The sequence below is a fragment of the Shewanella sp. Shew256 genome (genome assembly GCF_002196695.1).
GTDB classification, from domain to species: Bacteria; Pseudomonadota; Gammaproteobacteria; order Enterobacterales; family Shewanellaceae; genus Shewanella; species Shewanella mangrovisoli.
Genome location: NZ_NAJR01000003.1, coordinates 42,259 through 66,539, shown reverse-complemented (window position 1 = coordinate 66,539; position 24,281 = coordinate 42,259). Strand labels below are relative to the sequence as shown.

20 protein-coding genes are annotated in these 24,281 nt (G+C 47.8%); 13 read left to right on the top strand and 7 right to left on the bottom strand.

Going from position 1 to position 24,281, the window contains the following annotated elements:
* The first annotated feature begins 189 nt into the window (after window positions 1-189).
* The 8 genes from nrdR to B5P39_RS05975 all read left to right on the top strand — a co-directional run bounded on the left by nrdR (window position 190) and on the right by B5P39_RS05975 (window position 6,267).
* Window positions 190-639 carry a transcriptional regulator NrdR gene (nrdR, locus tag B5P39_RS06010; protein WP_011073317.1) on the top strand — a complete coding sequence of 150 codons (450 nt, stop codon included), beginning with the start codon at window positions 190-192 and terminating at the stop codon, window positions 637-639.
* 86 nt (window positions 640-725) lie between these two features.
* Window positions 726-1,871: a bifunctional diaminohydroxyphosphoribosylaminopyrimidine deaminase/5-amino-6-(5-phosphoribosylamino)uracil reductase RibD gene (gene ribD, locus B5P39_RS06005; protein WP_088210824.1), complete on the top strand. Its 1,146-nt coding sequence runs from the start codon at window positions 726-728 to the stop codon at window positions 1,869-1,871.
* 7 nt (window positions 1,872-1,878) lie between these two features.
* Window positions 1,879-2,532, top strand: a complete 654-nt coding sequence (locus tag B5P39_RS06000; RefSeq protein WP_088210823.1) for a riboflavin synthase — start codon at window positions 1,879-1,881, stop codon at window positions 2,530-2,532.
* A gap of 67 nt (window positions 2,533-2,599) precedes the next feature.
* The gene (gene ribBA, locus B5P39_RS05995; RefSeq protein WP_011716202.1) at window positions 2,600-3,703 is read left to right on the top strand and encodes a bifunctional 3,4-dihydroxy-2-butanone-4-phosphate synthase/GTP cyclohydrolase II; all 1,104 of its coding nucleotides are present in this window, start codon (window positions 2,600-2,602) and stop codon (window positions 3,701-3,703) included.
* Between the two features lie 139 nt (window positions 3,704-3,842).
* Complete coding sequence (gene ribH / locus B5P39_RS05990; protein WP_011073313.1) at window positions 3,843-4,319, top strand: 6,7-dimethyl-8-ribityllumazine synthase; 477 nt, start codon at window positions 3,843-3,845, stop codon at window positions 4,317-4,319.
* 14 nt (window positions 4,320-4,333) lie between these two features.
* Window positions 4,334-4,738: a transcription antitermination factor NusB gene (nusB, locus tag B5P39_RS05985; protein WP_088210822.1), complete on the top strand. Its 405-nt coding sequence runs from the start codon at window positions 4,334-4,336 to the stop codon at window positions 4,736-4,738.
* Between the two features lie 78 nt (window positions 4,739-4,816).
* Window positions 4,817-5,773, top strand: coding sequence for a thiamine-phosphate kinase (gene thiL / locus B5P39_RS05980; RefSeq protein ID WP_011716204.1), 957 nt, complete (start codon window positions 4,817-4,819; stop codon window positions 5,771-5,773).
* A complete protein-coding gene (locus B5P39_RS05975; RefSeq protein ID WP_088210821.1) occupies window positions 5,773-6,267 on the top strand; it encodes a phosphatidylglycerophosphatase A family protein in 495 nt (164 codons plus the stop codon). Before thiL ends, B5P39_RS05975 begins: the two co-directional genes overlap by 1 nt.
* Window positions 6,268-6,338: 71 nt before the next feature.
* Here B5P39_RS05975 and B5P39_RS05970 read toward each other — a convergent pair whose 3' ends face one another.
* From B5P39_RS05970 to B5P39_RS05960, 3 genes are all read right to left on the bottom strand, one after another.
* Window positions 6,339-7,214, bottom strand: a complete 876-nt coding sequence (locus B5P39_RS05970) for a universal stress protein (RefSeq protein WP_088210820.1) — start codon at window positions 7,212-7,214, stop codon at window positions 6,339-6,341.
* 413 nt (window positions 7,215-7,627) lie between these two features.
* Window positions 7,628-9,286, bottom strand: a complete 1,659-nt coding sequence (recN, locus tag B5P39_RS05965; protein ID WP_088210819.1) for a DNA repair protein RecN — start codon at window positions 9,284-9,286, stop codon at window positions 7,628-7,630.
* A gap of 129 nt (window positions 9,287-9,415) precedes the next feature.
* Window positions 9,416-10,378 carry an AEC family transporter gene (locus tag B5P39_RS05960; RefSeq protein WP_088210818.1) on the bottom strand — a complete coding sequence of 321 codons (963 nt, stop codon included), beginning with the start codon at window positions 10,376-10,378 and terminating at the stop codon, window positions 9,416-9,418.
* 276 nt (window positions 10,379-10,654) lie between these two features.
* Here B5P39_RS05960 and lldR point away from each other — a divergent pair, with 276 nt between their 5' ends.
* Window positions 10,655-11,554 (top strand): LysR family transcriptional regulator LldR, encoded by a 900-nt coding sequence (gene lldR, locus B5P39_RS05955; protein WP_088210817.1) that lies wholly within the window; start codon window positions 10,655-10,657, stop codon window positions 11,552-11,554.
* 5 nt (window positions 11,555-11,559) lie between these two features.
* Here lldR and B5P39_RS05950 read toward each other — a convergent pair whose 3' ends face one another.
* The 3 genes from B5P39_RS05950 to barA all read right to left on the bottom strand — a co-directional run bounded on the left by B5P39_RS05950 (window position 11,560) and on the right by barA (window position 15,323).
* Entirely contained in the window at window positions 11,560-11,793 is a 234-nt protein-coding gene (locus tag B5P39_RS05950) for a DUF3319 domain-containing protein (protein ID WP_011625558.1), read from the bottom strand.
* 148 nt (window positions 11,794-11,941) lie between these two features.
* On the bottom strand, window positions 11,942-12,541 hold the full coding sequence (locus B5P39_RS05945) for a YjaG family protein (protein WP_088210816.1): 600 nt from the start codon (window positions 12,539-12,541) through the stop codon (window positions 11,942-11,944).
* The gene (gene barA, locus B5P39_RS05940; RefSeq protein ID WP_088210815.1) at window positions 12,516-15,323 is read right to left on the bottom strand and encodes a two-component sensor histidine kinase BarA; all 2,808 of its coding nucleotides are present in this window, start codon (window positions 15,321-15,323) and stop codon (window positions 12,516-12,518) included. The genes B5P39_RS05945 and barA overlap by 26 nt, the downstream gene beginning before the upstream one ends.
* Window positions 15,324-15,424: 101 nt before the next feature.
* On the opposite strand from barA, the gene rlmD reads away from it, so the two are divergent.
* Complete coding sequence (rlmD, locus tag B5P39_RS05935) at window positions 15,425-16,774, top strand: 23S rRNA (uracil(1939)-C(5))-methyltransferase RlmD (protein ID WP_088210814.1); 1,350 nt, start codon at window positions 15,425-15,427, stop codon at window positions 16,772-16,774.
* Window positions 16,775-16,963: 189 nt separating this feature from the next.
* Window positions 16,964-19,171: a GTP diphosphokinase gene (gene relA / locus B5P39_RS05930; RefSeq protein WP_011716213.1), complete on the top strand. Its 2,208-nt coding sequence runs from the start codon at window positions 16,964-16,966 to the stop codon at window positions 19,169-19,171.
* A 780-nt stretch (window positions 19,172-19,951) separates the two neighbouring features.
* Here relA and B5P39_RS05920 read toward each other — a convergent pair.
* Complete coding sequence (locus B5P39_RS05920; RefSeq protein WP_140418325.1) at window positions 19,952-20,653, bottom strand: hypothetical protein; 702 nt, start codon at window positions 20,651-20,653, stop codon at window positions 19,952-19,954.
* An 817-nt stretch (window positions 20,654-21,470) separates the two neighbouring features.
* On the opposite strand from B5P39_RS05920, the gene mazG reads away from it, so the two are divergent.
* Together mazG and B5P39_RS05905 are read left to right on the top strand one after the other, a co-directional pair.
* Window positions 21,471-22,349: a nucleoside triphosphate pyrophosphohydrolase gene (gene mazG / locus B5P39_RS05910; RefSeq protein ID WP_088210811.1), complete on the top strand. Its 879-nt coding sequence runs from the start codon at window positions 21,471-21,473 to the stop codon at window positions 22,347-22,349.
* 116 nt (window positions 22,350-22,465) lie between these two features.
* Window positions 22,466-24,106: a CTP synthase gene (locus B5P39_RS05905; protein WP_088210810.1), complete on the top strand. Its 1,641-nt coding sequence runs from the start codon at window positions 22,466-22,468 to the stop codon at window positions 24,104-24,106.
* Window positions 24,107-24,281: the final 175 nt, after the last annotated feature.

Sequence of the window (24,281 nt, the reverse complement as noted above, 5' to 3'; positions counted from 1 at the left end):
GACGGCTGAGTTCACAACTGCTTAGGGTGTCACTCTTAGGTGGTTAACCTCAGCCGATAAATAGGATAAAATCCCATGGCCGCATTAAGCGGCCATTTTTATTGCTAAAATCTTAGACTTAAACCCGCTCGGTTTAAGCGAGAAACAGCGAAAGCCATAGGCTTTATTCCATTCACGGCAGGAGGCTCAATGCATTGTCCATTTTGCAGCGCGACAGATACTAAAGTGATCGATTCCCGATTAGTGGCGGAAGGCCATCAAGTGCGTCGTCGTCGAGAATGCACCGAATGCCACGAAAGATTTACTACCTTCGAAGGGGCTGAATTAGTTATGCCACGGGTGATTAAACGCGATGGCACGCGCCAACCCTTCGATGAAGAAAAGCTGCAAGCAGGTATGTTACGCGCGGTCGAAAAGCGCCCCGTGTCTATGGATGAAATTGAGCAGGCCTTAAGTAAAATCAAGTCAACGCTGCGGGCTACTGGCGAGCGTGAAGTGCCATCCGAGATGATAGGTAACTTGATGATGGAACAGTTAATGAGCCTAGATAAGGTTGCCTATATTCGTTTTGCCTCGGTTTATCGCGCCTTTGAAGACGTCTCCGAATTTGGTGAGGCGATTGCGAAACTGCAAAAGTAACGTGGGTTATCTTAGGTTAGTGCTTAGGTTAGCGCCTCGTTATGAGCGCATTCGGGCACGCTTCCTCAAGATTTCATAGGGTTTATATGAATTGGTCAGAACTCGATAACCAGATGATGAGCCGAGCCATACAACTGGCTCGCAAAGGATTTTATACCACTCGCCCCAATCCCAGTGTGGGCTGCGTTATCGTAAAAGATAATCACATTGTCGGCGAAGGTTATCATCAAAAAGCCGGCGAGCCCCACGCCGAGGTGCATGCACTGCGCATGGCTGGCGAGCTTGCCCGTGGCGCGACCGCCTATGTCACCTTAGAGCCTTGCAGCCATTATGGCCGCACACCGCCCTGTGCCTTGGCGCTGATCAACATAGGTGTAAAACGAGTGGTGGTGGCGGTTGAAGATCCCAATCCGCAGGTCGGTGGTCGCGGTATTCAAATGCTGCGCGACGCGGGCATTCAAGTGGATGTCGGCTTACATCGTGACGAAGCTTATGCTTTAAATCTTGGTTTTATGAAACGCATGGAGTCGGGTCTACCTTGGGTAACGGTAAAGCTTGCCGCGAGTCTCGATGGTAAAACCGCATTATCCAACGGTGTCTCTAAGTGGATTACAGGCCCCGAAGCTCGCCGCGATGTGCAGCGCTTACGTTTACGCGCCTGCGCACTGGTCACTGGGATTGAAACCGTACTGACTGATGCCCCTTCGCTCAATGTGCGCTACTCAGAGCTTGGCAGTCTTAACTCGCAATTGAATGAAGCGCAGATTTTACAACCGCTGCGAGTGGTTTTAGATAGTCGTTGCCGCATGCCGATTACGGCTGCCTTACTTGCGATTGAATCGCCGATTTTATTAGTCTCAACAGAGCCCTACTCGCCAGCCTTTGTGGCGCAGTTGCCCGCCTATGTGACTTGTCTTCAATTACCGGCGATTGATGGTCGAATCTCACTGCCCGCACTCTTAAGCTATTTAGGCAAAAGCTGTAATCAGGTGCTTATCGAAGCGGGCGCGACCGTAGCGGGTGCCTTTATCGGCGCGGGATTAGCCGATGAGTTAGTGCTGTATCAAGCGATGAAAATCCTTGGCGCACAAGGACGTAATCTACTCGAATTACCCGATTATCAAATGATGGCCGATATTCCGACCCTCAAACTGGTCGATGAGCGTAAAGTGGGCGCGGATACGCGTTTCACCTTGCGGCTCACGTCCAATTCATCTTTAGCGAATAAGTGAGTTAACCATGTTTACTGGGATTATTGAGGCCGTTGGCACGCTGCGAAAACTTGAACGTAAGGGCGATGATATTCGTTTAACGGTCGCCAGTGGCAAACTGGATTTAAGCGATGTGCGTTTAGGCGACAGTATCGCCACCAATGGTGTGTGTTTGACTGTGGTTCAGCAATTAGCCGATGGCTATGTGGCGGATGTGTCGGCTGAAACTGTCAGTCTCACAGGCTTTGCTAACTATAAAGTGGGCACCAAGGTTAATCTTGAAAAAGCCGTTACCCCGACAACTCGCCTCGGCGGGCACATGGTGAGCGGCCATGTGGATGGCATTGCCACCGTAGAGCAGCGTCTTGCTCGTGGTCAAGCGATTGAGTTTTGGTTAGCGGCGCCTGCGGAGCTAGCTCGCTATATCGCCCATAAAGGTTCTATCACCATCGATGGTGTGAGCCTCACGGTAAACGAGGTCGATGGATACCGTTTTCGTTTAACCATAGTGCCTCATACGGCGGGTGAAACCACACTGGTGGATTTAAAAGCCGGTGATAAGGTGAATATTGAAGTGGATTTAATCGCCCGCTATTTAGAGCGTTTAATGCGCTTTGACACTAAAGAAACCCAAGGCGGGGTGACCATGGAAATGTTAGCCCGTGCTGGCTTTGTGCGTTAGGGCACTGGCACTTAGCTCACTTAGGTATAGAATTTCATAACAACTGTAAAATCATAAAGGTCCTACAATGGCGCTGCACAGTATAGAAGAGATCATCGAGGATATTCGTCAAGGCAAAATGGTTATTTTGATGGATGACGAAGACAGAGAAAACGAAGGCGACCTGATTATGGCGGCCGAGCTGGTGACGCCAGAAGCGATTAACTTTATGGCGAAATACGGTCGTGGACTCATCTGCCAAACGATGACTAAGGCCCGTTGCCAGCAGTTAAACCTGCCCTTGATGGTGACTAACAACAATGCGCAGTTCTCGACTAACTTTACGGTATCGATTGAAGCGGCAGAAGGCGTAACCACCGGGATTTCGGCCCACGATCGCGCCGTAACGGTTAAAGCGGCCGTGGCTAAAGATGCCAAGGCATCGGATTTAGTACAACCTGGTCATATCTTCCCATTAATGGCGCAGGACGGCGGCGTGTTAACCCGCGCAGGTCACACTGAAGCGGGCTGTGATTTAGCCCGTTTAGCTGGGCTTGAGCCATCGGGGGTGATTGTTGAGATCCTCAATGAAGACGGCACTATGGCTCGTCGCCCCGATTTAGAGATTTTCTCTGAATTACATGGGATTAAAATCGGCACTATTGCGGCGCTTATCGAATACCGTAACACCAAAGAAACCACAGTCGTGCGCGAAGCCAAATGTAAACTGCCAACCCGCTTTGGTGAGTTCGATATGGTGACCTTTAGGGACACTATCGACAATCAACTGCACTTTGCCTTAGTGAAGGGCGAGGTGAAACCGGATTGCTTAGTGCGCGTACATTTACAAAATACCTTCAACGATTTACTCCACTCGGAGCGCGATCAGCAGCGTAGCTGGCCGCTTGAAAAAGCCATGGAGCGCATTTCTGCCGAAGGTGGAGTGTTGGTGCTACTGGGCAATCAAGAGCATACCTGTGAAATTCTCTCTAAAGTCAAAGCCTTTGAAGCAGAAGATCAAGGTCAAGCGCCAGCCTCTGCAAAATGGCAAGGCACTTCACGCCGCGTGGGTGTAGGTTCGCAAATCCTTGCCAGCCTTGGGGTAACCAAAATGCGTCTCTTAAGTTCGCCTAAGCGTTATCACTCGCTCTCTGGCTTTGGGCTTGAAGTGACGGAATACGTAGCGGAGTAACAGGCCGAGCTTGTTAGACGTTGCACTAAGGTAAAATTAATCATTTGTATAATTTGCATAGGGCTGTGGGCGATTGACTGTGGTATCATGTCGCCACTTTTCGCCCAAGCCGGGTGCTTTAGCTAAATTAGGTAAGAAAATGAACGTAGTTCAAGGTAATATCGAAGCGAAGAATGCCAAAGTTGCGATTGTAATTTCGCGTTTTAACAGCTTTTTAGTTGAGAGCCTGCTTGAAGGTGCACTTGACACGCTGAAACGTTTTGGCCAAGTCAGTGATGAAAACATCACTGTCGTCCGTGTACCTGGTGCGGTTGAGTTACCGCTGGCTGCACGTCGTGTTGCCGCAAGTGGTAAGTTTGACGGTATCATCGCACTTGGTGCTGTGATCCGTGGTGGTACCCCTCATTTTGATTTTGTTGCAGGTGAATGTAACAAAGGTCTAGCTCAAATCGCATTAGAGTTCGATCTGCCCGTTGCCTTCGGTGTATTGACGACAGATACCATTGAACAAGCCATTGAGCGTTCAGGTACTAAAGCAGGTAACAAGGGCGGCGAAGCTGCACTAAGCTTGCTTGAAATGGTCAATGTTCTGCAACAGCTAGAACAACAGTTGTAATAGTAGGAAAAATAATGAAGCCTTCTGAGCGCCGCAAGGCCCGCCGTTTAGCCGTACAAGCCATTTATTCATGGCAACTAAGCGGGAATAATATTGCCGATGTCGAGCATGAGTTTTTAACTGAACAAAGCCTCGACGGTGTAGATATAGCTTATTTTCGTGAGCTATTTGCAGGCGTAGCAACTAAGAAAACCCAACTGGATGAGTTGTTCATTCCACACTTAGACCGCCCCATTGATGAGGTGTCGCCAGTGGAGAAGGCCATAGTTCGCTTAGCGGCCTATGAGCTGACTTTCCGTAAAGATGTGCCGTTCAAAGTCGCGATTAACGAGGCGATTGAACTGGCTAAAGCTTTCGGTGCGGATGAAAGCCATAAGTTTGTTAATGGATTACTCGACAAACTGGTTGCACGTAAGTAATAAGGACAAACGGTATCTTAGGATGCCGTTTTTCATTGCTAACAAAGGTGGCCGATGTGAGTCGCGCCAAACTGTACAGTGAAAGAATTCCAACTTATTGAATGTTATTTCAATCACCGCGGTCCCACGCGCCGTGATGTCAAACTGAGTATTGGCGACGATTGCGCCCTAGTGCAGCCCGCCGAAAACAAGTCGATCGCCATCTCCTGCGATACCTTAGTCGAAAACGTTCACTTCTTCCCCGATATTCCCCCTCAAGCCTTAGGTTACAAAGCCTTAGCCGTGAATCTTTCCGATTTAGCCGCTATGGGTGCTGAGCCTGCGTGGATGACGCTTGCGCTTACTTTGCCAGAGGTTAACGAAGCCTGGCTGAGTGGCTTTAGTGAGGGACTCTTCGAAGCAGCTGAATACTATGGTATTGCCCTTATTGGTGGCGATACTACCCGCGGCCCTAGAGCCATTAACATTACCGTGCATGGACAAGTGCCGCAGGGTAAGGCTTTGACTCGCCACGGTGCAAAAGCGGGTGACTGGATTTATGTGACCGGTACGCTAGGCGATTCGGCATTAGGGCTGGATTTGATCCGTGGCGTGCAGCATGCGCGTGCGGAGCATAAAGAGTTCTTAATCAATCGCCATTATCGTCCGACGCCTCGAGTGTTAGCGGGTCAATCGTTACGGTCTTTGGCATCCAGTGCCATCGACTTATCCGACGGTTTTATCTCCGACATTGGCCATATCCTCAAAGCATCGCAGGTAGGCGCGGTCGTGGATGTGGGCACGATTCCGTTGTCCCGCGCCATGCAAGATACCGTGAGTGAAGAGCATGCCTTAGGTTATGCGCTAACGGGGGGCGAGGATTATGAGCTGCTCTTTACCGTGCCAGAGGCGCAAAAAGGTGCGTTAGAAACAGCACTGAGCCACGCTGGGACTAAGTTTGTGCGGGTTGGGCAAATTTGCGCGGGCAGTAAACTTAAATTGCAACTCAATGGTGAGCCGTTTACGCCGCCATATCATGGTTTTGAGCATTTTTAATGAAGTTGTTATCCCAAGATCATGCGCTGTCGCGCCTGTCTCTTAAAAATCCGATCCATTTTTTAGCATTAGGCTTTGGCAGCGGTTTAGCGGCAAAGGCGCCCGGCACTTTTGGTACCTTAGCGGCAGTTCCGCTCTATTTGTTATTGGCGCAATTGCCCTTGAGTTGGTATTTAGCCGTGACCTTAGTATGCATACTCGCGGGGATTTATATCTGCGATAAGGCGGCTAAGGACATGGGCGTACATGACCATGGTGCAATCGTTTGGGATGAAGTGGCGGGTCTATTAATCACTATGATTGCCGCGCCAGCCGGAGTGCTCTGGTTAGTCGTTGGTTTTGTGCTGTTTCGTCTCTTTGACATCATCAAACCTTGGCCAATCCGTTGGCTCGATGCCAAGGTCGAAGGTGGCTTTGGCATTATGATCGACGATGTATTAGCTGGCATTTTTGCGCTTATTGGTGTGCAGGCCCTGGCGGCTTTTATCCATTAACAAAAGTAGTTTTGTGTTAATTAAGCCGCCTTTAGTGAAGACTAAAGGCGGCTTTTGTTTGTATTGATGCTTTAATGCGGATGTCTCGGTTTGACAATAAAGAGGTCGGTTCGCAGTTTGTTAATGATATTTCGCGCCGCATTACCTTTGAATGCGCTCAACATGCCTTTGCGTTCGGCGCTGCCCATCACCAGCATATTGACGTTGAGTCTACGTGCTTCCTTGGCAATCGTATCTTCGGGCAAGCCTTCTTCAATGTGTAAGTTGCGTGTGTTGAGATTATGCTGCCGTGCCACTGTGGTGAGTCTTGCCTTATATTTGTCCCGTTCACAGAGTTGTTCTTGTGGCTGTTGATTAAAGCTCATATAGAAGGGATCGGGCAAGTAACTGTTAATTAAGTGCAGATCATTAGATAATAAGGTTGCAATCCGTTTACTTTCTTCTATCAGCGTTTCATTAAACTCAAGGTGACTGGTATTTTCATTGTCTAGTTCAAGGGCGGTGAGTACGTGACCATTTTCGTGCCAATCTTCAAGATCGACAAACATCACCGGAATATTAGGCAATCTCAGTAATTGCCATTCATCTGCAATTAAAAATTCACTGAAGAAAGGTGGATAGAATTTATGACTGACGATGATGAGGTCGTAATCTAACTGGCTACATTCATTGACGATTGCATTATGAATTGAATGGGAAAGGCATTCCTTTATACGGATTGGATATTGTTTATCGGGATAGGCCAAGATAGGCTTTCGCCTGTCATCAGGCATTATCTTAGACTTATCTCTATGAAATAACAGATTAAGATTAAAATTGTGGGTTCGTTTCACTTTTAGGATAGTTAACGATGCGTGGCATTTCCTGGCCAATACGACGGACTTTTTTAGAACCGCGTTGGGGGGAACTGATTCATCCACCGCCGCGAGAATATGCTGGAAAGGCATGCTAAAACTCCTATTGACCTGAGAGGTAATTAAGTCTAGGAAAATAGGGCTCATACGGTAATATTAATTATCGCTATTAAATTTGCAATCTAGCCGATAATAATCTAACTAAAGTTAATAATTAAATATCATGTAGTTACCTTAATCCACGATAGTGTTTTCGAATATTTTTTTATAATCATGCCTATTTATATAAAAATTTATTCATTCACCCTTCACTAAGGGTGATTTTTATCATCATAGGGTATTTGGTCTCTAGTATTTAGATATTAGGTTGTTTGAATATTCTAACGTATTCTAAAATCAATATTATTTATGCTTTAGCTTGGATAATTATTCTGCACAATAAAAATGAAGGCTCTCTCAGAACCTTCATTATGTGTACATCTTTATTTACAGGATTAAGCGAATGACTACTGTAATAACTCCCGTGCATTGGCTAAGGTGTTGGTGGTAATCGTATCGCCACCGAGTAATCTGGCGAGCTCTTGGATACGTTGTTCCCTATCTAAAGGCGTCATAGTGGTTTCAGTACTTCCCGCCTTGTTGAATTTATTCACAAACATATGTTGATGGCCATTACCAGCAACTTGCGGTAAATGGGTCACGCACAGCACTTGGGTCGATTCGCCAAGGCTACGTAGCATACGTCCAACCACAGCTGCTGTGGGACCTGAGATCCCAACATCCACCTCGTCGAAAATGAGTGTCGGAGTGGCAACCTTTTTCGCGGTAATGACTTGAATACCAAGGCCAATACGTGACAATTCGCCGCCTGAGGCAACCCTAGATATAGGTTGTAACGGCTGGCCTGGGTTGGTGGTGACCATAAACTCTATATTATCGCTGCCATTCATCGACATGATTTCTGGGTTGAAATTCACTTCAATGGTGAACTTCCCCTTAGGCATATTGAGTTCGTGAATGGATTGAGTCACCAACTTATCCAACTCTTTCGCATAACGGGCGCGGCTCTGACTCAGCTTTTGCGCGTTAGTGAGGTAGGCCACTTTACTGGCCTCCACTTGGCGTTGGATATCTTCTAGCTTATTTTCATCATCATCGAGTGTGGTGAGTTCTGACTTGAGGGCGAGATGATGCTCGGCTAATTTGTCTGGGCTAACATGGTGCTTACGGGCCAGTTGCATGGCTTTAGAGAGCCTTTCCTCTAAATAGGCAAAATGCGCGGGGTCGAGTTCAAGTTTACTTAGGTAGTGCTGCAATTCGCCAGCGCTCTCTTGCACTTGAATTAGCGCTTCGTTCAGCATGGTGCTGACATTGGTTAATGCGGGATCATAGCTTTGCAAATTCTCTGCAAGGCCAACGGCTTTATTCAGTAGTGACTCGATATTGCTTTCTTCGCCATCGGTGAGCAAAAACAGGCTGGCTTGGCAGCTATCAACCAACTCGGTGCCGTTTGCTAGGCGTTTGTGTTCCTGTTCAATCTCTTCAAATTCACCGACCTTGAGATCAAACTCATCTAACTCTTCAACTTGATATTGCACCAGTTGTTTACGGGCGATACGTTCCTGCTGTGAGGCTTCTAATTGTTTGAGTTCGGCTTCAATTTGTTTACAGCGCTGATAGCTTGCCGCTACTGTGTCTATCAGTAGTCTGTGATTGGCGTAGCTATCGAGTAAGGTGAGCTGGTGTTCACTCTTTAACATTGCATGGTGGGCGTGCTGGCCATGGATCCCCACAAGCAATTGTCCCAGTAATTTCAGTTGAGTTAACGGCACAGGATTGCCATTGATATAGGCGCGTGACCGGCCATCACTGCCAATGGTTCGACGCAGAATACACTCATCATCGAGTTCGAGATCGTTATCTTCGAGCCAGCGTTTTGCCAGAGGCACATCCTCGAGTGAAAATCGGGCACTGACTTCGGTTTTGCTCGCGCCAGGGCGAACACTGCTGGCATCGGCACGGTTGCCTAGGCACAAACCTAGCGCGTCGATGGCAATGGATTTCCCCGCGCCAGTTTCACCAGTAATGCTGGTCATACCGGGGCGAAAGTCCAGTTCAAGGAAACGTACGATAGCGAAATTGTTGATGCTGAGTTGGCAAAGCATAGTGAGTTCCTGTCGAAAAACTTACCAAATCACTGTATTGATAAACAGTATATACTGAATTTATATACAGTAAAGTGACTTTGGGTGAATATTCGACATGTCGCTATATTGTAAAATCTAATTAGTTGTTTATGAATAGGTTTTAACGAGTTGCTCCAGAATGGGTAAGCTGAAAAAGGTCACTATAGTGCCAAAGAGTATCCCTTGAGCACTGCTGGAGGCTTGAGTGTTATAGCGTTGAGCCAACAGATAGACACTTGCCGCAGTGGGTAAGGCGCTGAGGATGACGCCCATAACGAGATAGTCGCCCGTGACACCCACGCCTTTTAACATGAAGTAAACCAAGGCGGGTTGCAGGATAAGTTTAAACAGGTTGATCAGGCTCAGTTCGATAAAGTTTGTCAGGCTAAAGACCTTGCTATCTTTTTGATAGCGCATAGCTTTAGCCAACACCATGCCGACGGCAAAGAGGGCACAGGGACTGGAGGTATTGCCTATCTGCTGGATCATCATTGCCAAGCCTGAGGGGAGAGTTATCCCTAATGCCGAGATGGCCACGCCAATAAAACAACCAATCACAATTGGGTTTTTCACCACGGCTAACAGCATGATCACTGCGGCGTGATGTTGCCGCTGTTTATTGGTGGCGAGTTCTAGCGAGACCAAGGCCACGGCAAACATGAGTACGGACAATAAACTGGCAATCGCAGCGGCAACTAAGGCGCTTTGTTGCTGGGGAAATAAGATGATAAGGAGTGGAATACCGATAAATGCGGTATTACCAAAAGTCGCATTTAAGGCGCGCACGGCGGCAATTGCATGTTGTTTAGGATTAACCAACAGAGAGATACCGATACAAATGAGGTAAATCACCAGCATGGCTGCGCTGTACCCGGCGATAAATCCCCACTGTAGGATCTCTTCAATGGGCTGCTGCGCCAGTGCTATCAACAGGATGGCAGGAAACGCAATATAGTAAACATATTGATTGAGTACTTGGTCTGTTTCTACTGGGAGAAAGCGCAGTTTTTGCACCAATGTGCCCAGTAGCATGATCCCGAAGACGGCAAACAGAGGGGTTAAAATGTTCATGACCCTCACTCATCCTTTTGTGTTACTTATCCCGCGAGATAGCCTTAGTGATGCTTGATTTCATTCAAGCCGCCAAGGTGAGGTCGGTTGGGATGTTATTTCAGCGAATTGACGATAATCGGCGCTAGCGCAGTAAATCTGTTAGCAAAATAGCATAGCATTCCCCCTAGAGGCTATTGCGCTATGGTCGTAGAAGTGAATAATTCTACGTTTAAAACACAATGAGTTAGTGCGCGTTATAGATGCAAGCACTCACATAAACGATTGGGATAGAAAATGGCTGATGATATAGGCGCCGAGCTGCAGTTAATTTATCTGTTTGTGCATTTAGTGAATGCGGGGAGTTTTTCCCAAGCGGCTAAAGAGCTCGATATGCCCATCGCCACTGTGAGTCGCAAGCTGGCCAAGCTTGAGGAGAAGCTCGATAAGCAATTGTTTATGCGTAGCACTCGTAAGCTGCGGTTAACCGAAGAAGGTCTAGCGTTATTCCAACGCTACCAGAGCGTCATTGCCCAATTTGATGAACTCAGCGGTGTCGGCAGTGATAAACCCGAAGGGACATTGCGGATAGCGGCGCCGATTTCGATTATTTCCATCATCTTTATCCGTGCATTGAACGAGTTTGGGCGTTTATATCCCGATATTCGCCTACATATTTCCCAAAGTAATGAGTTGGTGGATTTAATTGATAAAGGAATCGATGTGGCGATTGTGGGCGGTGCCCAGCCCGATTCCTCTTGGGTGTCGAGCACCTTAGGCGAGCTTGATTACCGCCTATTTGCGACGCCGGAATATTTAGCCTCGGCGCCTAAGTTAACCCATCCCGATGATCTTGAAGCCCATCAGTTAATTAAAGTGTGGCCACTGTTTAACTGGCACTTAAAGCATCCTAATGGCGAGTCGTTTTATTTTAATGGCCCGACAAAGCTCACGCTCACGGATCTACACGGTGCGATTCAGGCGACTCTCGATCACGGCGGCATTCTCTATGGCCCTGAATTATTTGTTAAACAGCAGATTAAAGAGGGACAGTTAAAAGTACTCTTGCCCGAATGGATAGGTGAGCAGCGCAGAATATCGATTTTGTATCACCAGCGGAGTCAGCAGCCGCTAAAGGTAAAAGTATTTATAGAGTTTATGCAGTCTAAGGCGCCCGAGCTGTTTTCGATGATTTAAGCTCGTTAGCGTTTACGGGGTTTTAGCGGATTTTTACTCATGGAGTTTTGGGTCTGTTTCGCCTCTTGTAGGCTAGCGCGGGTGGCGGGCACAATCCCCAGCTCAAGGTAGTAATTGACTAAACGGCGCAGTTCAAACAGAGAACCAATACGGCTTTGCTGGCCTATGGTGAGTTTCCAGGTATCGGTGCGACCTTCGCTATTGGTTAAGATAAATCCTTGGTAAACGAGTTTTTTCATATTGAATGGATGCTCGGCTTAATCCTATCCCTCGCAGTGTTATCCCTTGTCTAAAGCCCGTTTAACTCCCGCTGAATGAACAGATATTTAATACGATTGGTATAAGATGCTACCTAATAGTGAACCACTCTTAGGTAGCAGGGCTCACTTACGCGACGCTAATACCGATATTCGAGACACCCGCTTCGATAATCTCTTTGCGTAAACCTTTCACCAACTCTGCGGTGATTTTAGGATTTTCTTCGATGATTTCCAGCAGTGTATTCTGCAGTTCACGCTCTTCTTCCATCACTTCATGGGCGAAGACATAGTCATCTAAGGCATCATCGGTTAAATCCACATCGCTGATGGTCTCAATGTAGTTTGCCACAGTGCTTGAGGATAACTTGCTGATATTGGTGATATCTTCTTCAAGATCGGTTTGAATAGCACCGAGTAACGTAGACAGAGCAACCACGGCATCCATCGCCGGGTATACGCCATAGTTATCAAAATCGGCGGGTTCTGGGGTGTTATCTTCTAAGCGCTGTAGATGCACATCAATGTTGAATTTCAGCTTGTTGTCGTACTGGGATTGCCAAAGAAGATCGAGCACAGTGCTTAATACCGCAGGATCGCCAAACTCGCAAACCTCTGAAAACAATTGATAGTTAGGTAACATTCGTTGGCAAAGGGTAATGGCAAAGAGTTTTTTCTGTGGTAGTTCTAGCGCCTTTAAACGCTTAAAGAAGCCCGTTTTTTTGGTCATCTGTTATTTCCGCTGATAGCTGTGATAGCACTTGTTTTGCCGCCGATTCTACCTTAGTTAGCTCATCAAGTAACTCTAGTATTTCCGGTTCGAGATCTTCGACACGAGCATCTCGTTTCAATGCCGATTCAATCTCTTGGCATAATCGCTGTGTGGTCGGTACTCCGCAATAGCAACTGGCTCCATGGAGTTTGTGGATAGTGGTGAGCATAGTGGCTTGATCGTTCTGACTCAGTGCCGTCTCAATTGCCGAGACCGTTTGAGGCAAGGAATCCAATAACATGCTCAACATGTCTAAGGCTAAATCCGACTTATGGTTGGCTTGGGTTAAGCAAAGATCCCAGTTGAGGGTGTGTAAATCGAAGTGGGTGAACTTGGGCCGAGTGATCCAGCGGTTTATCTCCGCTTTGAGGGCGGCTTCATCGATGGGTTTAGGCAAGTAACCATCCATGCCGCTGCCTAAAATCAACTCACGTTCCTCGGCAATCGCGTGGGCGGTCACGGCAATAATGGGCGTGTTGCGGTTCATCGACCCTTGGCGGATTTGCTTAGTGGCGCTGATGCCGTCGGTGCCCGGCATCTGAATATCCATAAAGATAAGGTCAAAGGTGCGACTCTTGGCTTGTTTGACGGCTTCTTCACCGCTGTTAACGGCGATGACGGTCGTCACTAACTCATTAAGCAGGGTATCAATCAGTTTTAAATTGGCAAAGTTATCATCCACCGCCAACACAGTAAGGGACTGACGCGCGGCGGGGACGGTAATCGCCACGGGAGGTAAAATGTCGTATTCCATTGGTGGATAGAGCATATTACGCGCCAATTGGTGTTCACTCACCGGCAGTGACAACACCACATCGGCATTGGGGCGAATAAACTGGCTTAGTACTTCCTGCTCTTGGCAATCGAACAGTACGATCAAGCAATCTGTTTTACTCTTAGCTTGATTTAAGGTGCTGACCAATTGATTCGGATTGCTAAATCCATGGCAACTCAACAGCACATAATCGAACTGATGCTCAGTGGTCGAGAGCGTCGTCAGCAAGCTCGGAATGTGTTGATGGTGAGTGACTTTTGTATCCCACTGTTTTAGCTGACGACTAATCACCGAATGGGTGAGTACTCTGGGCTCATAAAACAACACGGTTTTATCTTTAAGCTTTTCAAAGGGCAGCGAATCGCCAATCTGGAATTGACCTAGGCCCAATGGCAGGGTGAACCAGAAGTTAGACCCTTTATCCACCGAAGAGGTAAAGCCTATTTGGCCGCCCATTTGATTGACGAGGCGCTTAGTGATGACTAGCCCCAGCCCAGTGCCGCCAAAGCGGCGAGAAATTGAGGAGTCTGCTTGGCCAAAGGCTTGGAACAGGAAGTCCTGTTGGTTTTCATCAATCCCAATGCCGGTATCAATCACATCACAGCGCAGCACCACTTGATCATCTGTCTGGTTTTGTAACTCTAACTTGACCAACACACTGCCCGAATCGGTAAACTTGATGGCATTTCCCACTAAGTTATTGATAATTTGGCAAACACGCATCGCATCGCCGTTAACATTGTCGGGGACATTGGGCGCAATATCGACGACCAATTCCAGCCCTTTCGCCTGCGCGCTGCCGGAGATTAAAGTGATTGTCTCACCTAGGGTTTCCCTTAGGCCGAATGGCATGTTTTCTAGCACCATTTTACCGGCTTCGAGTTTAGAGAAGTCGAGAATATCGTTGATAATCGCCAGTAGGTTAGTCGCGCTGCGCTCGATGGTATTAATGTAATCGACTTGGCTCGAGTGTAGCGGGGTTTTAACGAGTTGACGGGCAAAGCCTATCACGCCGTTTAATGGTGTGCGCAGCTCGTGGGACATGTTCGCCAAGAACTCCGACTTAATGCGGCTGGCCTCCAGCGCGCGTTTTTTGGCTAAGTCGAGCTCGACGTTTTGGATCTCAATCTGCTCTAAAGTTTCCCGTAGATCCGAAGTTGCCTGATCGATATTTTGCTGCATTTCATCGTGATATTCCGATAGCGAACCCGCCATGGCGTTAATACCGCGTTTAAGCAAATCCAGCTCTCCGATAAGATTACCCTCGAGTCTGGCATCGAGTTTACCCTCGCGAATTTTGGCGACTACCCGCACCATTTCGGTAATCGGCTGGGTGACGTTTTTAACCAGACGAAAGGTAAACAGCAGGTTTAATTGCACCCCAATCAAGACGATAATAAAGGCGGCCACGGCGGCCCTATGTTGTTCGAGCAGTGCACGTTCTTTATTGATTATCACCGAAATATAGCCAAGCAGCTCGCCATTATCGGTTTGGATATCAAAATTGACGGGCGCGCCCGGCGCAGGTGGTGCGGTGGCAAAAATCGGTGTGCGTAGGATAAGGCTGTCGCCCACATGTTCGATTTCGGTTTTGTGCAGATTGGTCAGCGCCTCTTTATAGCGCATGATTTCGAAATCTTTGTGGTAATGCGATGTGACAAACAGTTGATTTTGAATGTCAAAAATAGCGATAGATTTAACGAGCGTGGATTTATTCAGTTGGGCTGCGGCAAGGAGCCGTTTGGTCGCTTCCCTGTCATTGCCCACGAGTCCCACTTCACTGGCAATCGCTAAAGGTTCGATAATATTGCTGCCCTGTTCAATCAGCGTATCTTCGAGTTCATAGAAGCGATTTATGGTAAAGTAGCTGCCCAGCAGAATACCGACTAAGATCGTCGGCGCAAGCGCAAGCACCAGAACCCAGGAACGTAAGCTGTATTTGGTCATGTTGTTGACAGGGTTCATAGCAGCAGCGCAGTTTCCTAAATTCTAGGGACGATATAATTTTATAAGACTGCCAGAAAAAGGGCGGTCTTTACTAGTTTTTTATTGATTTAGAGGCCGAAATGGCACAATTTTTTAAAGCAAAACCAAATAGTTCCAAGCAACTGTCCGCGAAGCAATCTTTTAGCGTGCATCAGCTGGATCATCTAGGGGCAGGTATAGCACAACATCAGGGAAAAGTCGTATTTATCCCCGGCGCCTTGCCGAATGAAACCGTGCAGGCGCAGCTGACCGAACAAAAGAAAAACTATGCCCGAGCCAAGCTAATTAAAGTTGAGACGCCGAGCGCTGAGCGAGTCACGCCGCTATGCCCACATTACCAAACTTGTGGCGGCTGCGATTTACAGCATATGTCATTAGCAGGCCAGCGCGAGCATAAGTCCGCGGCCTTGGTTGATATTATGGCCAAATTTGCTGGTGCCGAAGGCAACTCAGTACCCGCATTGACAGGCGAAGGTTGGCACTATCGTCGCCGCGCCCGCCTTGCGACCCTATTTGATAAAAATACCAAGCAGTTGAGCCTAGGGTTTCGCGCCTCAAGCAGCAACCAAGTGGTGCCTATTGATACCTGTTTAGTCTTGGCGAAACCCTTAGCGGATTTAATCGCCCCATTTGCTAAGTTGCTTAATCAACTGGCGGCGAAATCGAGCCTTGGGCATGTAGAATTAATTGATGCCGACAACGGCCATTTTGCGGTAATTCGGATCACTAAATCCTTAAACGATAAGGATATGGCTAAGCTTGCGCAGTTTGCCGAGCAGCATCAAATCCATATTTGTTTGCAAGACAACAACGGCGAGTTCCATGGGGTGAATGGCACGCTGTTATTGCCTGTTTACCAGTTGCTCGATGATAACGCCGATGCAAAGCCTGTGAGCTTAACATTTACCCCGGGTAACTTTGTGCAAGTGAATGCGCAAATTAACAAGGCCATGGTGGCGCAGGCGTTAGACTGGTTAGCACCACAGCCGGGTGAGCGAATTCTCGATCTTTTCTGCGGTATGGGGAACTTCAGTTTGCCTTTAGCTAAACTGGGCGCCGAAGTGATTGGGGTTGAAGGGGTGCCAGAAATGGTCAGCCAAGCCCGCGAAAACGCCGCGGCGAATGGCTTAAGCAATTTAACCTTTTACCATGGCGACTTAAGCGCCGATTTATCCTGCGAGCCTTGGATGGGCAAGATTGATAAGTTGCTACTCGATCCTGCCCGCGCGGGGGCGTTCGAGAGTTTGCAATGGCTTAAGAAGATGAAACCCCGCCAAGTGGTGTATGTCTCTTGCAATCCGGCGAGCTTAGCCCGCGACAGTGCGGTATTGCTCGAGCGTGGTTACAAGTTACAAAAGTTAGGCTTAATCGATATGTTCCCGCAGACACATCATATCGAAGCCATGGCCTTGTTTGAGCTTGCAAAATAAGGCTTATCGATTGGGCAAGGTTTCCTCACTTGCCCGCGTTATTCGAGTGTAAAGTAAGCAAAGCGTTTGAATAACGTAAAAAATGTGAAGTTTCGTCTCGTTGGGTTTGACAAGTCCGTGCCAATGCTGAAGATAGGAGTGCCGAGGTGGTGCCACTTTTCTTTGAGCACGAATAAGGAAATAAATTAGATGGTCTCTGTTCGCGAAGCGCACTTTAATGATCCCGATTTTCATCTTGAAGATTGGGTGGCTCGCTATGTCAGTCATGTCGAGGAGGCCCAGACCTTACTCACCCTGATTGCACAGGTGGAAGCCTTACCCGCTAAGAGTCCTGCCGCGAAAAGAGAACTGCTCGAACGTGCCCGCGAGATGATTGAAATCCTCGCGCCATTGAACATGGATATCGAGACGCTGCAAGCGGCCATCCTATTTGTGGTGTTTGATGCTGGCTTACTAAATGAAGAGGCGATCAAAGAAAAATTTGGCGAGCCGCTGGCGCGGTTAGTTGCCAGCGTCGTGACCATGGATGCCATTGGCGCGTTAAAAATCAATCCCAATAGCCGCTCAAGCGAGCCGCAAATCGACAATATCCGCCGCATGTTGCTGGCGATGGTCGAAGACGTGCGCGCCGTGGTGATTAAACTGGCCGAGCGTGTTTGTTTGCTTCGCGCCGTGAAAAATGCCGATGAAGAAACCCGCGTCTTGCTGGCCCGCGAAATTGCCGACATCTATGCGCCGCTCGCGAACCGTTTGGGTATTGGTCAGTTAAAGTGGGAATTAGAAGATATTTCCTTCCGTTATCTGCATCCAGATACCTACAAGGACATTGCGAAACAGCTAGATGGTAAGCGGTTAGACCGCGAAGTCTATATCGAAAAATTTGTCGAGCAGTTGCAGCAGCGCCTCGATGAGGATCATATCCGCGCTAAGGTCTATGGTCGTCCAAAACATATCTACAGCATTTGGCGCAAAATGAAGGGCAAACACCTCAAGTTTGATGAGTTGTTTGACGTGCGCGCCGTGCGGATTGTCACCGAACGTTTGCAGGACTGTTACGGCGCCTTAGGGGTCGTGCACACTCTTTGGCATCATATTCCACGCGAGTTTGATGACTACGTGGCCAACCCTAAACCTAACGGTTATCAATCCATCCATACTGTTGTGGTGGGGCCAGAAGGTAAAACCGTTGAAATTCAAATTCGTACCCAAGATATGCATGAAGATGCAGAGCTGGGTGTTGCCGCGCACTGGAAATACAAGGAAGGTAATCACTCCGGCAAACAGAGCGGCTACGAAGAAAAAATCAATTGGCTGCGTAAAATTCTGCAATGGCAGGAAGACGTGGTCGAAAGCGGCAATTTGGTCGAAGAAGTCCGCAGCCAAGTGTTTGAAGACAGAGTCTATGTCTTTACTCCAAGTGGTGAAGTCGTTGACTTGCCGCTCGGCTCAACCGTGCTCGACTTTGCCTACTATATTCACTCGCAGGTTGGCCATAAGTGTATCGGCGCTAAGGTCGATGGCCGGATTGTGCCGTTTACCTACCAGGTTGAAACGGGCGAGCGTATCGAGATCATCACCTCGAAGCACCCCAATCCTAAGCGCGATTGGCTCAATCCAAACTTAGGCTATATCCGCACATCGCGGGCGCGCTCGAAAATTCAGCATTGGTTTAAGCAGCAAGACCGCGATAAAAACATTATCGCTGGTAAAGAAATGCTCGAAGCCGAGCTGGCGCGAGTCAGCCTTAAAATCAAAGATGCTGCCATCGCCGTTGAGCGCTTTAATATGGCGAGTATGGACGACTTGCTTGCCGCTATCGGCGGCGGTGATGTGCGTTTACATCAGGTTGTTAACCATATCCAAAGTAAGTTGCGCCTCGATGAGGCGAGCGAAGAAGATGCGGTTGAAGAACTAGTTAAGAAGAGCCAACCCAAATCTGGCACCAATAGCCGAGGACAGGTGGAGGTGAATGGCGTGGGTAACTTACTCAGCCATATCGCCCGTTGCTGCCAGCCCGTACCTGGGGATGAGATTTTGGGCTTTATCACCAAAGGGCGCGGTATTTCTGTGCATCGCTCCGACTGTGAGCAGGTGAAAGAGTTAATGCGCGTTCACCCAGAACGTGGCGTCGATGTGGTTTGGGGCGAGAATTATTCAGGTGGTTATCGCATGCGCCTGCGGGTCTTGGCCCATGATCGCAGCGGCTTATTGCGGGATCTCACCTCGGTACTCGCCGCCGAAAAGTCCAATGTGCTCGCCATGAGCTCGTCATCGGATATTAAGAATCAAACCGCGGCAATCGAGCTTGAATTGGAGCTTTATAACCTCGATGGCTTATCGCGGGTGTTATCTAAGCTCTCCCAAGTCGATAGCGTGATAGAAGCAAGACGGCTTTAAGGTTAGCAATATCTTTCGAAGCGATTAGCCTCGAAATTAGCAATATAGAATACTTTGATAAGAGATATATTGGGGCAGGGAGGCTGTTCATCATTCTGAGCAATGGCATTTGCTCTCCGACGCGCAGCGAGTCCGTCCTTGGATGCTCGACCGCCCCGTTTGATGTGAATGGATTCACGAATGCCGCGGTGGCATGGATGCCAAAGAGCGGCCGTGGGCGGACGGTCGTCTCGCAAATCACCATTGCTCAGCTTCCTAGCATCGTTGTTGGCTGCAGGTTTCAAAGAGACACACAGCATGCTTTGGGACAAAAGCGTGTCAGGACATCGGTTGCATCTGGTGAATTTCGGATAAAAATTTATATGGCGATAACGCCGCCAGCAGCGGCCGAGTGAAACGAGGTCCAGCGACCGCAGGGAACGTTGCTGGCTGGCCTTGTTGTTATATGCGGTTGAACTAAAAGCACCCACTATAGATTTTGACCAACGATACAGTCATAGGGTGCTTCTTATCAAAAGCCTCGTAGTATATTCGGACAAATTCTTGCTCTGGTATAGCCGCTGACTTTAAGTGAGATGGAATGTTGTGAACAGCATCCATTAAGTCAGCCACGAGCTCTGATTTCGCGCCATTCGAGTTGTCCCAACTTAGAGATCTTGCAATCAGCGTCGCCTGATATAAAACCTCAAGGTGAGCCTGTGCTTCGGGTGAGAGCTGAGTTTTCAATTGACTTCCTTTGGCATATAACGCCCGCGTAATAGGCGCGAGCTTGCGAGCGTCCTAATTGACGCGTTTGTTAGAGCTTTCTTCATCTGGAATCCCATTTTCGGCTCTAATTCGTTTATGCCTAAGCTTTATAGCTACCTGCATTGCAGTCATAACCAACATCACAGAAGTAATTATAAGAATCATTGGAAAAAAAGATTCGGTTACCTTGCCGAATATACTAGATGACTCAAAACTACTGCGAATGAAGGTGAGCATCGTAGCCAAGGCAGCAATAGTCCCTAACGTAAGGGAAAGCAAAGAAGTCATCTTCTCTTTGTACTCGACGCGGGCAACAAAGACTTCGCGATCTTCTGAGAGATTTTCCATCTCTGTGGTTTTTTCTGGTATTAGAGTCTTAAGAGATTCACAGTATTCCTTTTTCGCTGAAGATGAAATAAAGCTTGAATCCATTATTTCCTTAATAAGCTCTTCAACTATTTCCGTGATGCCGTGTAATCGTTGTGGTTCAATTTTGTACTTCCGAGCAGTAGCGTTTTTTAATGCTTCTATTACTTCAACCGCTGGTAGGCTGCTTTCCGAGATTTCAGGGCGAATGGCGTACAGAATTTCTCTGTTCGCAGAAGAGATGTTTATTGCCAGCTCTCGAAGATCCTTTTTGGAGAAAAGTGTCCTAGTGAGCCACGCCACAATGAGGCCACTTAAAACTCCACCTCCGATGCCTACAACCCATCCATTATTTAGAAGTTCTTCCATACTTTCCTCGTTGAGCTCTAACATTTTATTCGTGCGCATGCGCGTTTATCTCGTTGGACCAGTGAAAACGCGCACGGTTAACTATCTGTATGCAAAGAACTTATCAGCTTTCTGCCAGATACACCATCTGGAAAAACGCGCATGCGCGTTTTCCAAACCTATGAACTAAAAGCCAGCTATTATAGTCAATTGATTTTATAGCGTTTTATTTATTGCGGATGGAATTAGTGCGCACTGATATTGTCTTAAAATCACTCCAAAGTATCTAAATTTAAATATGACTGTATACCAATACATTATTAGTCATTAGTCGCTTCGCGGTAGGGCCAAACATAGGTAACTAAATGATAATTTGTATGGCAACAAGAGTAGGAATTTTCGATTGAGCTAACGAACCGAAATAAGGGAGGGGCAAAAAGCTTTTAGCCAGATGAACAGTTCGATGGTCGTAAAGATTGTCATTGTTGCAACTGTGACCGTTGGCGACATGGCCGCTCTTTCACATCCATGTGATCGCGGCATTTACACTTCCGTGTGCTGCAGATGCCGCCGTCGAGCCCTCAGGGACGAGTTTATGGCGTGTCACAGGGGAAACAATGACAATTCATCCTACACACCTGACGACATACTTATCTAGTTTTAGGGCATATCCTCTTCGTTAAAACCTAATACCCAGACTCTAAATAGCACTTTGAGCTTGGCTACTTTATCATTAGCGCTTTATTGCCCTTATTACAGCCTTAGTTGCGACTCAGCTTGAGTGTATTCCTGTTTACGCATCCAGCACCTGTGTCGACTCTCTTGAAAGGATATCTGCATGACTTCCCATACCACGCCTTCTATTACTGAGCTTTCAGCAACATCATTTTCTGCAACCGATGTTGCGCCGCTACTGAAGATTATGGAGAAGCTGCGCGATCCGCAAACGGGTTGCCCATGGGATAAAGCCCAGACTTATCAAACCATAGTGCCTTTTACCCTCGAAGAGGCCTATGAGGTGGCTGACACGATTGAGCGTTTAGCCCTAGACGAATTGCCCGATGAGCTGGGGGATTTATTATTCCAAGTGGTGTTTTATTGCCAGCTTGGCAAAGAGCAGGGCAGGTTCGATTTCAGCACTGTCGTCAATAAAATCACCGATAAATTGACCCGCCGTCATCCCCATGTGTTTGGTGAAGCTACGTTTGAGGCGGATGCCAGTAGTCAGCAGATGAAGGCCAATTGGGAAGCAATCAAAGCTAGCGAGCGTGAACAAAAGGCTCTGGCGGCTGGGGTGGCTTCATCAAGCGAGGTTTCTGTGCTTGATGATATTCCGCGCGCGCAGCCGGCGTTATCGCGTTCAATCAAAATTCAGCAGCGGGTCGCGCGTGTCGGGTTCGATTGGCCTGAGCTTGAGCCAGTGGTCGCAAAAATCCATGAAGAAATTGGTGAAGTGCTGGCGGAGGTGAATCAGCCAACGCTCGACCAAGCCAAAGTACAGGCCGAAATGGGCGACTTATTATTTGCGGTGGTGAATTTGGCGCGTCATTTAAAGGTGGATCCAGAACAAGCACTGCGCCAAGCCAATGTTAAATTTGAACGCCGTTTTAAAGGTGTAGAGGCATTTGCAAGACAAAATAATAAAGCATTAGAAGAACATAGCTTAGAAGAGTTAGATGCCTATTGGGATAAGGTTAAACAGGGCGAGCCAAGATAAAGGGCAAATTATCCGGATTGGTGTTTGTCGAATGGCAACACCTTTGGTATACTACTGCCCCGTCCTAGTGCTTTCTTACAAGCACGTATTTTCAAACTCATTTTCTCAGGTTCAGCATGACTACAAGGTATATCTTCGTTACTGGTGGTGTGGTTTCATCACTAGGTAAAGGCATTGCAGCCGCTTCATTAGCCGCAATTTTAGAGGCCCGTGGTCTCAATGTAACCATCATGAAACTGGACCCATACATTAACGTTGATCCAGGTACCATGAGCCCAACGCAACATGGTGAAGTGTTTGTGACTGAGGACGGCGCAGAAACAGACCTTGACCTTGGCCACTATGAGCGTTTCATCCGCACTAAGATGAACCGTCGCAACAACTTCACTACGGGTCGTATTTACGAGGAAGTACTGCGTAAAGAGCGTCGCGGTGACTATTTAGGCGCGACGATTCAGGTGATCCCACACATCACTAACGCGATCAAAGAAAAAGTGATTGCAGGCGGTGAAGGTCACGATGTGGCTATCGTTGAAATCGGCGGTACTGTTGGTGATATCGAATCACTGCCATTCCTTGAGTCTATCCGCCAATTAGGCGTTGAACTGGGCCGCGATCGTACCCTGTTTATGCATTTAACCTTAGTGCCATTCCTTGGCGCCGCGGGTGAGGTGAAAACGAAACCGACTCAACATTCAGTGAAAGAATTGCGTTCTATCGGTATTGCACCGGATGTGCTGATCTGCCGTGGCGACCGCGCGATTCCTGCCAACGAACGTGCGAAGATTTCGTTATTCTGTAACGTTGAAGAACGTGCGGTTATTTCATTAAAAGACGTCGACAGCATCTACAAGATCCCTGCGCTGCTGCGCTCACAGGGTTTAGATGACTTAGTGGTTAAGCGTTTTGGCTTAGAATGCCGCGAAGCCGACTTGTCTGAGTGGGAAAACGTCATTTATCAAGAAGCCAATCCAAACGGCGAAGTCGTGATTGGTATGGTCGGTAAATACATCGAACTGCCAGACGCCTATAAGTCAGTCAACGAAGCATTAAAGCATGCGGGTCTGAAGAACCGTGTATCTGTGAGCATCAAGTATATTGACTCACAAACTGTTGAAGCAAAAGGCGATGAAGTGCTGCAAGGTTTAGACGGTATCTTAGTTCCAGGCGGCTTCGGTGAGCGCGGTGTGGAAGGTAAGATCTTGGCGGCTAAATATGCCCGTGAAAACGAGCTGCCGTACTTTGGTATCTGTTTAGGTATGCAAGTCGCGCTGATTGAATTTGCCCGCAACGTTGCAGGCATGGCCGATGCACACTCAACCGAATTCAATAAAGCAACGCCATTCCCAGTGGTTGGCTTAATCACTGAATGGGTTGACGAAGAAGGTAACGTTGAACAACGCCATGAAGCTTCTGATTTAGGTGGCACTATGCGTTTAGGTGCACAGTTATGTCACCTGCTTGATGGTTCAAAAGCGGCGCAAGCGTACAAAGGTAACACTTGTGTTGAGCGTCACCGTCACCGTTACGAAGTGAACAACAAGTACAGAGAACGTTTAGAGCAAGCGGGTCTGGTATTTAGTGGTTTATCTTCTGACCGTAAACTGGTTGAGATGATTGAGCTGAAAGATCATCCTTGGTTTGTTGCGGGTCAATTCCACCCAGAATTCACTTCGACCCCACGCGATGGTCATCCATTGTTCGAAGGTTTCGTTGCTGCCGCAAGTGCACATCAAAAACGTGATCTGAAGAAATAAATTTTAAGGCCGGACCCGCGACAGTGGGCCCGGCCTTTTGTTACACTCAGGCCGCGTAATCATGAGTCAAAACTCATACCCATGTGTATAAACGACATGCGTATAGACGGAAATAGTAAACGGAATTTAAAGATTTTGGTCGTACTCTACATCTGTTAATTCCCATTGGTATTGG

Coding starts and splice junctions, on each gene's coding strand:
- nrdR (WP_011073317.1), top strand. CDS start 190: ATGCATTGTCCATTTTGCAGCGCGACAGATACTAAAGTGATCGATTCC.
- ribD (WP_088210824.1), top strand. CDS start 726: ATGAATTGGTCAGAACTCGATAACCAGATGATGAGCCGAGCCATACAA.
- B5P39_RS06000 (WP_088210823.1), top strand. CDS start 1,879: ATGTTTACTGGGATTATTGAGGCCGTTGGCACGCTGCGAAAACTTGAA.
- ribBA (WP_011716202.1), top strand. CDS start 2,600: ATGGCGCTGCACAGTATAGAAGAGATCATCGAGGATATTCGTCAAGGC.
- ribH (WP_011073313.1), top strand. CDS start 3,843: ATGAACGTAGTTCAAGGTAATATCGAAGCGAAGAATGCCAAAGTTGCG.
- nusB (WP_088210822.1), top strand. CDS start 4,334: ATGAAGCCTTCTGAGCGCCGCAAGGCCCGCCGTTTAGCCGTACAAGCC.
- B5P39_RS05975 (WP_088210821.1), top strand. CDS start 5,773: ATGAAGTTGTTATCCCAAGATCATGCGCTGTCGCGCCTGTCTCTTAAA.
- B5P39_RS05970 (WP_088210820.1), bottom strand. CDS start 7,214: ATGCCTTTCCAGCATATTCTCGCGGCGGTGGATGAATCAGTTCCCCCC.
- recN (WP_088210819.1), bottom strand. CDS start 9,286: ATGCTTTGCCAACTCAGCATCAACAATTTCGCTATCGTACGTTTCCTT.
- B5P39_RS05960 (WP_088210818.1), bottom strand. CDS start 10,378: ATGAACATTTTAACCCCTCTGTTTGCCGTCTTCGGGATCATGCTACTG.
- lldR (WP_088210817.1), top strand. CDS start 10,655: ATGGCTGATGATATAGGCGCCGAGCTGCAGTTAATTTATCTGTTTGTG.
- B5P39_RS05950 (WP_011625558.1), bottom strand. CDS start 11,793: ATGAAAAAACTCGTTTACCAAGGATTTATCTTAACCAATAGCGAAGGT.
- B5P39_RS05945 (WP_088210816.1), bottom strand. CDS start 12,541: ATGACCAAAAAAACGGGCTTCTTTAAGCGTTTAAAGGCGCTAGAACTA.
- barA (WP_088210815.1), bottom strand. CDS start 15,323: ATGAACCCTGTCAACAACATGACCAAATACAGCTTACGTTCCTGGGTT.
- rlmD (WP_088210814.1), top strand. CDS start 15,425: ATGGCACAATTTTTTAAAGCAAAACCAAATAGTTCCAAGCAACTGTCC.
- relA (WP_011716213.1), top strand. CDS start 16,964: ATGGTCTCTGTTCGCGAAGCGCACTTTAATGATCCCGATTTTCATCTT.
- B5P39_RS05920 (WP_140418325.1), bottom strand. CDS start 20,653: ATGGAAGAACTTCTAAATAATGGATGGGTTGTAGGCATCGGAGGTGGA.
- mazG (WP_088210811.1), top strand. CDS start 21,471: ATGACTTCCCATACCACGCCTTCTATTACTGAGCTTTCAGCAACATCA.
- B5P39_RS05905 (WP_088210810.1), top strand. CDS start 22,466: ATGACTACAAGGTATATCTTCGTTACTGGTGGTGTGGTTTCATCACTA.